The following is an 11,107-nucleotide window of genomic DNA, read 5'->3' on the forward strand; positions in this document are numbered from 1 at the left end:
GGTTAGCTTCTTAATTAAGAATAGGTACAGGGATGCTGCAACATCTCTGTATTTTTTTTGTTTAATAATTGTGTCTAGTAATTGTTCTCCATACATCGTGTTATTTATTTTTAATAATTAATTGATTTCCGTCTATCTTAAACCGCAGATCACTAACATATTCCAGCATTTCGAGTACTTGAGAAAGTGGAACATTGCGATCAATAGATCCGGTGATTGCTTTATTTCTATTGATACCTTGATCAAATTTTGGATTTATATTATACCAATTAGATAACTGATCTAAAATAGATTGAATATTATCTTTATTGAAATAAAATTCATTATTATGCCAGGCTAAATCCTTATTTAGATCTGCAATGCCTTTATCAAGTCTTCCATCACCCGACTCTGCGAACTCACCGGGCTGCAGTATGATGGCATGATCTGCTGTAGACACTTCTACTTTTCCTTCTTCGAGAGTTGTTCGAACTTTTTTGTTATAAGCATCAACATTAAAATGTGTCCCTAATACCTTAACATCAGTACCATTCGCTTGGACTATAAAGGGGCGCTGAGCATCTTTATAAACCTCAAAATAAGCTTCACCTTCCAATTGTACTTTACGTTCCCCTGATCCAAAAGATTCTGGAAACTTCAATCTTGACATCGCATTTATCCAAACCTTTGTACCATCAGACAATTCGAGCTTGTAATAGCCACCCTTCGGAACAACTAAAGTATTATATTTAGGTTGTCCTCCTTCATATTTACCTTTAACATATTCCAATTGATCATTTCGAAGCTTAATATTATTGGTTAGTTGTTCATTATTGCGATTACTAAGATCAAAACTTTCACCATTATCCAATATTAACACTGCATCATTCGAAGCTGGTTTAACATCATTTTTATGTTTGGTGGATTGAATGGCGATTATCTTTGAATTGTGAATTGTTTTATTTTGATATAAAAAAAAGAAACACAAAACAAAACAGGAAGCAATTAAAGGAATCCAAATTTTCAAATTCCAGTCATGGTTCGAATTTTTTAACTCCTTACCTTTTTTTTCTAAAGTATTCCAAGCTTGGTTAAGATCAATACGGTTGATGATAGTTAAATCCTCTTCTATAGTGTGAGATTTCTTAAAACTATCAAATAATTGCTTATTTTCCTCTTTTGAGTTTATCCAAAACTCAAGCATAGCCATTTCATCTCCTGTTAGTTCTTCAACAAGTGATTTTTTAATAATTTCAGCTATAACAAAGGGTTTACTTTTCATAATATATCATAAAGAAACGATATCGAACAAAATGGGTGACAACAAATAAAAAAAAATAAAATTAAATCTAATTCCTAGGAGCAATTCAGATTAACAGATGTGCTAAATGAAAAAATACATCGATAGCTATAAAATTGTTAGGGATTTGGTGATGGTCTGATATGATTGCAGCGTAAGAATGCGAGTACTGACTACAAATAAATATTACTTCAATATATTTTTGTACAAATTATCGAATTATGGTAAACCAAAGAAGCACAATAGGAAAAAATTCAGGGTGCAACTTTTTCATAATTGTTTTTAATGCGCGCTGTTTCTGAGTTTTTATCGTATTTATACTTAAATTCAATTCTTTAGCAATTTCTTGGTTACTCAAACCTTCAAAATATCCCATCTTAAATACAATCTGGCACCCTGTCGGCATGCTTTGCATAATTTTATGGACTTCTGCAATAACTTCCGAATGGATGATGTTTAATTCTAAAGACTCCTGACTATACTCGTTAAATGGTGTTGTTAACCAATATTTTTCAACAACTTTTTCTCGACGCTTACTATTTAAAAATGCATATCGGACCGAGGTATACAGGAAATTTTTTACCGCAGATTCATTTGTAGAAACATGATCTTCATGGTTAAAATAGGCAATAAAAGCATCTTGTACCAGATCTTCTGCTTCAGTAAGATCTCCACAGAGCTTCCAAGCAAAATGGCATAAGCTTTTATAATGTTGCTCAAATAATTCTTTATTAACGGTACTGGTCATTAAAACATAAATCTGGTAAATAGAGAAAAATAATAACTAATTAATCTGTTAGCGGTCTGGCATGTTAGTTTAAAACGAAGTTAATGTTAAATTTTGTTAAAAACCATAACTCCTTCAAATTATTTCTAAAGGGAATATATATTAATAATATATTTTCATTTTTATGCACATCATGATGATGCTTTCTAATATGAGTTTATGCATTTAATGTTTCTGACATTTTTCTATTGCATCGATCATCTTAAACAATATATTTCCACAAACACTGTCCATGAAAAATCATGATTTGGTATCATGTTATCTACAATTCATATCGGAAAGAAAAGGGTTTAAAGCAATATTCAAAAACCTCTCTCTAAAATTGAAAATTTGCTTTCATAGCGCAACCTGACCAAACAGAGTAATGCTAAAACAGGATCTTTTTTATGTTTTTTTATTCCATATTGAGCAAAACATCAATAAAATCCATCAATTTTTCTTATATTGTAGCCTTTCACAAATATTAAAAACAAAGACTAAATGCTATTTACTGTTCTATTAGGACTAATAACATCGAGCCTTATTGTTCCATTTGGCAGATTTGTTAAAACCAAATGGGGGATTATTCTCGCATTCATACCGCTACTTTTATTTCTTTATTACCTACAATATATTCCTTTGATAAGTTGGGATAAATCATACGTTCAACATATCGATTGGATTCCGTCATTAGGTGTAAATTTTGACTTGAGGTTAGATGGTCTGTCACTCCTATTTTCATTATTAATCACAGGAATTGGAACATGTATCTTTTTTTATGCGAAATCGTATTTAAAAAATGATCCTTACATCGATCGTTTTTTTGGTTATCTGTGCCTATTTATGTCGGCCATGCTTGGGCTGGTGCTCTCCGATAATATTTTTCTATTATTTACTTTTTGGGAACTGACCAGTATTAGCTCATTTTTCTTAATCGGTTTCAATAATGACCATGCAGTTTCTAGAAAAAGTGCACTAACAGCCCTAAGTGTCACCGGACTAGGTGGATTTTTTCTATTAGCTGGGCTTGTGCTCATGGGTAATATTGCTCAGACTTACTCGATTTCTGAATTAGCAGAAAAAGCACAGCTTATTCAAGATCATGAATTATTTCCCTATATATTAGGGTTGATCATCTTAGGTGCCATGACCAAATCGGCACAATTTCCATTTCACTTTTGGTTACCTGGAGCAATGAAAGCCCCTACACCAGTTTCCGCATATCTACACTCCGCAACTATGGTGAAAGCGGGAATATATCTCCTTGCGAGATTTTTCCCAATTTTGGGCAGCAACCCTGCATGGACCTATAGTTTAATGATTATTGGAGGTGTTACCATGCTGTATGGCGCTTTTCATTCACTCTTTAGAACCGATATGAAAGGAGTGCTCGCTTACTCCACAATTTCTGCTTTGGGGATTCTAGTTTTTTTATTAGGAATTGGAACTCCAGATGCGATCATCGCTGCTGCGGTTTTTATTGTTGTCCATGCGCTATACAAAGCAACTTTATTTTTAATTACAGGCATCATTGATCATGCTACTCATACCAGAGATCTCTCTATATTACAGGGTTTGAGAAAAGTTTTACTACCTGTAGCAATTGCCGGATTTTTAGCAGCCTTATCCAGTGCTGGTGTGCCTTTGACTTTGGGGTTTATTGGTAAAGATTTAATCTATGAAGCAACCCTACACAGTGAGCAACATGTAGCCATATATCTGACCTTTGCAGCAGTAATAACCAATATCTTATTGGTTTCAGCGGGATTCATGGCTGGTATCAAACCTTTTATGGGTACTCTTCCTGAAAAGTTTGAAAAGATCAATATGCCAGCGAAGTCCCTATGGATACCACCTTTATTACTTGCTCTGTTAGGTGGGCTATTCGGTTGTTTTCCCCATATCATTGGAGACTGGATCGCTCAACCCACAGTCAATAGTATCATGAAAGTGAAAACAGATTTTCATCTTCAAATTTGGCATGGCTTTAATTTAGTATTACTATTAAGTGCCCTAACTATTATTTTAGGGACTATCCTTTATTTCATAAATAAACCAAATCCACGAAAATTGCAGTGGATTGAAAGATTAAATTTTATTGCGCCACTGACTATTTTTCAAAAAACATATCAGCGCATTTATCAATTTTCAACCAGTTATTCCAACTACTTTCATAATGGATACTTACGTTCCTATCTTTTAAAAATTATCATATTCGCAGAAGTACTATTAGCTTATCAACTCTACCTTGGTGGTCCACTTCATATCAACTGGGATCTATTATCTGCCATTAGTGTATATGAGGTGGTTACCGTTTTGATTGTTTTTGGTGCTGTTGCACTCACACTAAGCACTGCCTCGCGACTTACAGCTGTCGTAGCGACAAGTGTCATCGGCTACGGTATCTGTTTATTGTTTGTCTTTTATAGTGCCCCAGATTTGGCTATGACACAATTTACGATCGACACACTCACAGTTGTTCTATTTGTGCTTGTACTCTTTAAATTACCCCCATTTCTTAATCTCGCAAAAAAAAGGATATTAATCAGAGATGTCGTCGTTGCTATCGTATTTGGTATTATCTTATCCATGGTGGCCATACGCGTACTCCATGTACCTACCAATATTGCCATCAGTGAGTTTTACGGTAAAAATGCTTACTTACTGGCTAAAGGAAGAAATGTTGTTAATGTATTGCTCGTTGACTTCAGGGGTTTTGACACCATGTTTGAAATTGTTGTGCTCAGTATCGCTGCTCTCGGAGTCTATAGTTTATTAAAATTACGTTTAAAATCATCGGAGAAGGAATAATATGAAAAGTACAATTTTACAGACAGCTTCACGCTACCTACTTCCTATACTGCTTTTATTCTCATTCTTCTTATTACTAAGAGGACATTATTTTCCTGGAGGAGGTTTTGTTGGTGGACTAGTTGCTTCGATCGCATTTGTACTACATAGTTTTGCTCATGGTACCAATGAAACGATGAAAATATTACGATATAAACCACTTTCTCTAATACCTATTGGATTGGGAATATCTGCTTTTAGCATGTTTATGCCCGCAATTTTTGGTCTACCAGTGATGACAGGACTTTGGCTAGAGCACCCCATTCCCGTTATTGGTATGATCGGTACTGCCCTCCTTTTTGATATAGGAATTTATCTGGTGGTCATTGGAGTGGTCTTAACTATTTTATTTACTATTTCATTAAGTTCAGATTAACAAAACTATGGAATTACTACTTATTTTACTCATAGGCGTACTCTACGCAACAGGCATATATCTGATTTTAAGAAGAAGTATGGTAAAATTACTTCTAGGAATCATGCTTTTAGGCAACGGAACAAATATGCTGATATTTCTACTAGGCAATATCACTAAAGGAAAACCGCCACTTATCAGTGATGGATTGAAAGTCTTTCAAGATATATATGCTGATCCTATACCTCAAGCGTTGATTTTAACCGCGATTGTCATCAGTTTTGGACTGACTTCCTTTGCCATTGTATTATTAAAACGTGTGTATGCATTAATTAACACGGATGATCTAGATAACTTAAACACACCCGAAGACGAAGATATATGATTGACAATCAAATTATAGCAACAGTACTTGTACATTTATTTACAGCAATCATACAGCTTGGTTTTTGGAGAAAAACAGTTCCACAACGCGTACTCAGCATAGGTGGTAGCTTTATCAGCTTAATATTTGCTGTCAAATTGTTTACAAAAGTATTCAATGGGGATATTCTCATTATGCATGCTGCAAATTGGGAAGCTCCTTTCGGAATTGTATTCGTAGCCGATTTATTAAGCTCAACTCTAGTCCTATTGACCGCTATAGCTGCTCTTGCAGTATCTATTTTCTCAGCAACAGGTATCGGACGCCAACGTATACTGTACGGTTATTTTCCCATTTTTCACTTTTTAGTAATGGGATTAAACGGTGCATTTTTAACCGGTGATATTTTCAATCTTTATGTATTTTTTGAAGTTATTATTATATCCTCTTTTGTTCTGATGACATTAGGTGGCCGGAAAGCTCAATTAGAAGGTGCTGTCAAATATATGGCCATGAATATACTTGCCTCAACGTTTTTCCTAACAGGAATTGGGCTCCTTTATGGTATATCAGGATCATTAAATATGGCTGATTTGGCTTTAATAGTGCCCAAAATTGAAAACCGGGCAATAGTTGATATTACAGCCACTTTCTTTTTGATTGGGTTTGGTATTAAATCTGCTATTTTCCCCCTTTATTTTTGGCTCCCCTCTTCTTATCACACGCCTCCATCGGCAGTTGCTGCAATTTTTGGAGGTCTGCTCACCAAAGTAGGCATCTATGCCCTGTTTCGGGTTTTTACGCTGATTTTTATTCCGAATGAATTTATTCGTGATCTACTACTAGTGCTCTCTATTTTAACCATTTTAACCGGTGCATTTGGCGCATTGATAAAGACAAACGTGAGAAGACTTTTTTCCTACCTGATTGTTTGTCATATTGGATTTATGATCGGTGGATTAGGTATGTATAGCAAATTAGCTATTCTGGGAGCAGTATTTTATTTAATCCATGATATCATGGTCAAAACGAATCTCTTTCTAATTGCAGGATTGATTCGTCAGATGCGTGGCTCTATGGACATGAAAAAATTAGGGGGACTTTATGCTGAGTATCCTAAAATTTCGTTATTAATTGCCATCGTCTTATTTTCACTGGCAGGTATCCCACCTTTGTCAGGTTTTTGGCCAAAAATATATTTGTTACAAGGAGCTTTTGAAAATGCCCACTACTTCTATGCAGGAGCACTCATACTCGGAAGTTTCATCACGCTATTCGTCATTGCAAAATTTTGGTCCGAAGTATTCTGGAAAAAATCACCAGAACCAGATACCATTGAAGATAAGTTTAAGGATTTAATCGGTATTCGAAAAATAGCTTTAATCCTACCCATTTGTATCTTGGCCGCAAGCTCTTTATATATTGGTTTAAATGCAGAAATTATTATTCAAGTAGCTGATCGCATATCATCCGAAATGTTAAACACAACACCTTATATACAAGCAGTATTAGGTAAATAGAAAGAACATATGATAAAACAGTTTTTAATGAATCTGCTGCTATCTTTTATTTGGGTAGCATTAACAGGTTCGATGTACTATACTAATTTTCTTTTTGGATTCTTGCTGGGTTTCTTTATCCTTTGGGTGATGAATCGCAATGAGGTGGATCAACGTTATTTTTATCGTGTACCAAAAACGATTAGTTTTCTCTTTTTCTTCTTTTATCAAATGATTATCGCTAATCTACAAGTAGCTTATGATGTCATTACTCCTAAATACTTTTTCAAACCTGGAATTGTAAAATACCGGATGGATGCAAAATCTGATTTTGAGATCAATCTCTTATCGACATTCATTTCATTGACACCAGGTACATTGATTCTTGATGTTAGTGATGATAAAAAGATTTTATATATCCATGTCATGTACCTTCATGATAAACAAAAATTCATGACAGAGTTGAAAAACAATGTTGAACGTAAACTATTAGAAATTCTACGATGAGCTTAACTGAATATTTGGATTATGTGATTCTACCGATTTTAATTCTTTCTACAGTAATCACATTTATTCGTCTTTTTAAAGGTCCTGATGTGGCAGACCGTGTGATTGCATTAGACCTAATCATTACTACAGGTATTGGTATCATCACGGTGTACAGTATCACTACCGCTCAAGCAATTTTTCTTGATGTAGCGATGATTCTCGCATTAATTGCATTTTTAGGAACAATAGCCTTTGCATTTTATTTAGAAAAACAAGATCACCATGACTGATATTATTATTGCCGTGCTGAGCACCATTGGTGCACTAGCCATTCTCTTTGCCTCCATTGGTATTCTAAGAATGCCTGATTTTTATTTACGGCTATCTGTAACCGTTAAAGCTGCAACCTTAGGCGTAGGATTATTATTACTTTGTGCCGCCATTGTGTTTCCGGATGTCTCCGTAACAACCAAAACAATTGCTATTGCATTTTTCCTCATGTTAACTGCCCCTGTAGCTGCACACATGATTGGAAGAGTTGCCTATATCACCGGTATAAAAGTATGGAAGGGCACCATTATGGATGAGTTGGAGGGTATGTATGATGAAGAGACGCATGAGCTTAAAGGTACAGGTACGCATGACGACTCTTCATCACAGGATGAACCCCTTAAAAAATAATACAGACTGGGGCTGGAACATGAACACGATTTCCAGTCTCTTTTAATAGTCCTGTTTTTTCATCTCGACTAAAAGTAACGATTTCGTTGGTCGTCTGGTTAGCCACCAAAAGAAACTTACCATCTGGACTGATATTAAAATTACGTGGTCCCTTGCCCATCGTACTTTGATTTGCAACCTTTACTAACTTGCCATCTTTGGCAATTGAAAAAATACCAATGGTATTTGCATCTCCTCGATTTGTTGCGTAAAGAAATTTACCATCTGGAGATGTTTTAATATCTGCGGCACCATTTGCACCTTTAAATCCGTCAGGATTAATATTAATAGACTGATCAAATAACCAATCTTGGCCGTCTCGTTTATATACGGCAATATCGGCTGTCATTTCCAACACCACGTACATATATTTCTCTTTCTTATCAAAAGCGATATGTCTTGGACCACCGCCGGCCGAAGAAAATACTTCTGCAGGATCTTCAGCCAATTTGACATCAGGTTTTTTAGGGTTGATAAACTTATAAATCGAGATTTGATCTAGTCCTAAATCTTGAACAAAAAGTTCATTTCCCTTTTTGGAGAAAAAAGCAGAATGAACATGTGGACCTTCTTGCCTTACTTTATCGACACCTTTACCTTCATGTTGTATAAATTCCTTTAAATTGCCAATTACACCATTTGGTTCTAATCCATAAAGTACAAATGAGCCTCCTGAATAATTAGATACTGCAATCAAATTTTTATAGGGACTCACCGCAACATGACAGGGAGCATCACCCTTTGTCGGTACGACATTCAATAAGGTAAATTGACCATTATTATAAGAGTATGAAGCTAAATTTCCTTTATTTTTACCTTGCTCACTTACTGCATATATAATATTATCTTTACGGGCTAGAAAAGACGGATCAATCATTGGCGTGGTGGAAATCAACTCAATTGCACCTGTTTTAGCATTGAAGTCAAAAGCATATATACCTTTACTCGCCGTATTAGATGTGTAGGTACCGACAAACATCGTCATGTTTTGGGACCAACCTAGAAAAGGGAAACAGGTCAAAATAAAAAGCAGAATTTTTTTCATGTTTTCAAAATTAAAACTTTGTGTTAAAAAGTAGTGTTAAAATTGGTTAAAACTACCTTTGATACGGTGTAAATACTTATTTTAGCTGTTCCATGGATGTTACGTATTTCTTTGTCATTATGGAACAGAAAAAGGCAAAGATACCTTGGAAATATTATTGAAATAAAATTAAGAATAATTAATATATTCTAATAATTTTGTGCAGGCTTTCAAAACTTTAAGTTTGAACAGTTTATTTATTAAAAGTATTTAATTTACATTCCTCGAATGAAAACATCATGAGCTTAAATAGCTTAAAAAAGAAAGTCATAACTGCTCATGATAGCTTCATCACCATTAAAAAGACATATTATTCTAATGAAAAAAAACATATATACGTTGCTATTATTGGTATTTGTGACAGCACAAACAGTATTTGCTCAAAAACAAGTAATCGATCGGGTAGTTGCGACAGTAGGCTCTGGTATTATATTACAATCAGATGTTGATATGCAATATGCACAATATCTTTCGAGTGGTAATAAAGCAAATGAAAATTTCAAATGTGAAATGCTTCAACAACTGTTGACGCAAAAATTACTTTCACAACAAGCTGTAATCGACTCCATTGAAGTTGGTGAAACAGAAGTAGATGATAATTTGAATAGCCGCTTACGCTATATGTCGCAACAAGCTGGTGGACAGGAACGACTGGAAAAATTCTTAAACAGATCTTTATTGCAATATAAAGAAGATATGCGTCCAAGCATTTTTGAACAATTAAAAGCGAATAAAATGCGTCAAAATATTGTTCAAAAAGTTGATGTAACTCCTATCGAAGTAAAACGTTATTTTGAAGCCTTAAATACAGATAGCTTACCATATTTCAATACAGAAGTTGAAATTGGTGAGATTGTGATGTTTCCTAAGCTAACCGTGGAAGAGAAAGCTGAATTTAAAACAAAAGCAGAAGGACTTCGCAAGCAAGTTATGGATGGTTCTGAGTTTGGAACAGTTGCTCGTTTATATTCTGAAGATGGATCTGCCCCGTATGGTGGAGATTTAGGTTTCAACACGCGTGACAACTGGGTAAAGGAATTTGCTGCGATGGCTTTTAAATTAAAAGCTGGTGAGATCTCGCCTGTATTTGAAACCAAATATGGATTTCACTTTCTACAAGTTTTGGAAAGACGCGGTGAAGAGGTCCATGTGAGACACATCTTGATCAAATTTAAACCAACTACAGCTAGTATAGAACGGACGCAAGCAAAAATGGACAGTATCTACAACTTAGTAACAACAGGTAAATTGGATTTCTATCATGCTGCTACGACAAATTCGGATAGTGAAGAAACCAAATTTAATGGCGGTATGGTACTTAATCAAGAAGGTGAAACACGATCTACATTAATACCAGTAGACAAGTTAGAGGCATCTGTATTCCAAGCAATCGACCCATTAAAATCAGGAGAGTATTCTAAACCTGCTCAATTTACAGATCGCACTGGTGAAGTTGGTCTACGTTTCAATTATCTAAAATCTCGCGTTGCTCCTCATAAAGCTAATTTGGATGAAGACTATGTGAAAATTAAAGAAGCAGCAAGACAAGATAAGGTTAATCGCAAATTGAACACTTGGTTTGAATCAAAAAGGGAAAGTACTTACATCGATATTGCCGATGACTTTCAAGAATGTGACGAACTTAAAGTTTGGATTTCTAAAAAATAGTACATAATAGTATATAATAGAAAAGGGTTTCAA

General features: G+C 34.9%; 11 protein-coding genes. 8 read left to right on the top strand and 3 right to left on the bottom strand.

Annotation, left to right across the window (positions count from 1 at the left end):
* Window positions 1-100 precede the first annotated feature (100 nt).
* Together B3P23_RS00935 and B3P23_RS00940 are read right to left on the bottom strand one after the other, a co-directional pair.
* Window positions 101-1,261, bottom strand: coding sequence for a FecR family protein (locus tag B3P23_RS00935; protein ID WP_293923720.1), 1,161 nt, complete (start codon window positions 1,259-1,261; stop codon window positions 101-103).
* A 229-nt stretch (window positions 1,262-1,490) separates the two neighbouring features.
* The gene (locus tag B3P23_RS00940; protein WP_045752598.1) at window positions 1,491-2,027 is read right to left on the bottom strand and encodes an RNA polymerase sigma factor; all 537 of its coding nucleotides are present in this window, start codon (window positions 2,025-2,027) and stop codon (window positions 1,491-1,493) included.
* 519 nt (window positions 2,028-2,546) lie between these two features.
* Here B3P23_RS00940 and mbhE point away from each other — a divergent pair.
* Genes mbhE through mnhG form a run of 7 tightly spaced genes read left to right on the top strand, consistent with a single transcriptional unit; the run spans window position 2,547 to window position 8,283 of the window.
* On the top strand, window positions 2,547-4,856 hold the full coding sequence (mbhE, locus tag B3P23_RS00945) for a hydrogen gas-evolving membrane-bound hydrogenase subunit E (protein WP_293923728.1): 2,310 nt from the start codon (window positions 2,547-2,549) through the stop codon (window positions 4,854-4,856).
* Window position 4,857: 1 nt separating this feature from the next.
* The gene (locus B3P23_RS00950; RefSeq protein ID WP_045752600.1) at window positions 4,858-5,271 is read left to right on the top strand and encodes a Na+/H+ antiporter subunit B; all 414 of its coding nucleotides are present in this window, start codon (window positions 4,858-4,860) and stop codon (window positions 5,269-5,271) included.
* Window positions 5,272-5,278: 7 nt separating this feature from the next.
* Window positions 5,279-5,635 (top strand): Na+/H+ antiporter subunit C, encoded by a 357-nt coding sequence (locus B3P23_RS00955; protein ID WP_045752601.1) that lies wholly within the window; start codon window positions 5,279-5,281, stop codon window positions 5,633-5,635.
* Window positions 5,632-7,134: a proton-conducting transporter membrane subunit gene (locus B3P23_RS00960; protein ID WP_293923735.1), complete on the top strand. Its 1,503-nt coding sequence runs from the start codon at window positions 5,632-5,634 to the stop codon at window positions 7,132-7,134. The genes B3P23_RS00955 and B3P23_RS00960 overlap by 4 nt, the downstream gene beginning before the upstream one ends.
* Before the next feature lie 27 nt (window positions 7,135-7,161).
* A complete protein-coding gene (locus B3P23_RS00965; RefSeq protein WP_228115796.1) occupies window positions 7,162-7,620 on the top strand; it encodes a Na+/H+ antiporter subunit E in 459 nt (152 codons plus the stop codon).
* Window positions 7,617-7,892, top strand: coding sequence for a monovalent cation/H+ antiporter complex subunit F (locus tag B3P23_RS00970; RefSeq protein ID WP_045752604.1), 276 nt, complete (start codon window positions 7,617-7,619; stop codon window positions 7,890-7,892). The genes B3P23_RS00965 and B3P23_RS00970 overlap by 4 nt, the downstream gene beginning before the upstream one ends.
* Window positions 7,893-7,905: 13 nt before the next feature.
* On the top strand, window positions 7,906-8,283 hold the full coding sequence (gene mnhG, locus B3P23_RS00975) for a monovalent cation/H(+) antiporter subunit G (RefSeq protein WP_293923741.1): 378 nt from the start codon (window positions 7,906-7,908) through the stop codon (window positions 8,281-8,283).
* On the opposite strand, the gene B3P23_RS00980 is transcribed toward mnhG, so the two are convergent.
* Entirely contained in the window at window positions 8,273-9,367 is a 1,095-nt protein-coding gene (locus B3P23_RS00980) for a lactonase family protein (RefSeq protein WP_293923744.1), read from the bottom strand. The two genes, mnhG and B3P23_RS00980, sit on opposite strands and share 11 nt — an antisense overlap.
* A gap of 357 nt (window positions 9,368-9,724) precedes the next feature.
* Between B3P23_RS00980 and B3P23_RS00985 the strand changes: the two genes are divergently transcribed.
* On the top strand, window positions 9,725-11,074 hold the full coding sequence (locus B3P23_RS00985; RefSeq protein WP_293923747.1) for a peptidylprolyl isomerase: 1,350 nt from the start codon (window positions 9,725-9,727) through the stop codon (window positions 11,072-11,074).
* Window positions 11,075-11,107: the final 33 nt, after the last annotated feature.

Source organism: Sphingobacterium sp. UBA6320 (genome assembly GCF_002440335.1).
Lineage (GTDB): Bacteria > Bacteroidota > Bacteroidia > Sphingobacteriales > Sphingobacteriaceae > Sphingobacterium.

Excerpts from the sequence above, each read along its gene's own strand:
- B3P23_RS00950 (WP_045752600.1), top strand. The coding sequence starts at position 4,858 with ATGAAAAGTACAATTTTACAGACAGCTTCACGCTACCTACTTCCTATA.
- B3P23_RS00970 (WP_045752604.1), top strand. The coding sequence starts at position 7,617 with ATGAGCTTAACTGAATATTTGGATTATGTGATTCTACCGATTTTAATT.
- B3P23_RS00985 (WP_293923747.1), top strand. The coding sequence starts at position 9,725 with ATGAAAAAAAACATATATACGTTGCTATTATTGGTATTTGTGACAGCA.
- B3P23_RS00965 (WP_228115796.1), top strand. The coding sequence starts at position 7,162 with ATGAATCTGCTGCTATCTTTTATTTGGGTAGCATTAACAGGTTCGATG.
- B3P23_RS00980 (WP_293923744.1), bottom strand. The coding sequence starts at position 9,367 with ATGAAAAAAATTCTGCTTTTTATTTTGACCTGTTTCCCTTTTCTAGGT.
- B3P23_RS00955 (WP_045752601.1), top strand. The coding sequence starts at position 5,279 with ATGGAATTACTACTTATTTTACTCATAGGCGTACTCTACGCAACAGGC.
- B3P23_RS00935 (WP_293923720.1), bottom strand. The coding sequence starts at position 1,261 with ATGAAAAGTAAACCCTTTGTTATAGCTGAAATTATTAAAAAATCACTT.
- B3P23_RS00960 (WP_293923735.1), top strand. The coding sequence starts at position 5,632 with ATGATTGACAATCAAATTATAGCAACAGTACTTGTACATTTATTTACA.
- mbhE (WP_293923728.1), top strand. The coding sequence starts at position 2,547 with ATGCTATTTACTGTTCTATTAGGACTAATAACATCGAGCCTTATTGTT.
- B3P23_RS00940 (WP_045752598.1), bottom strand. The coding sequence starts at position 2,027 with ATGACCAGTACCGTTAATAAAGAATTATTTGAGCAACATTATAAAAGC.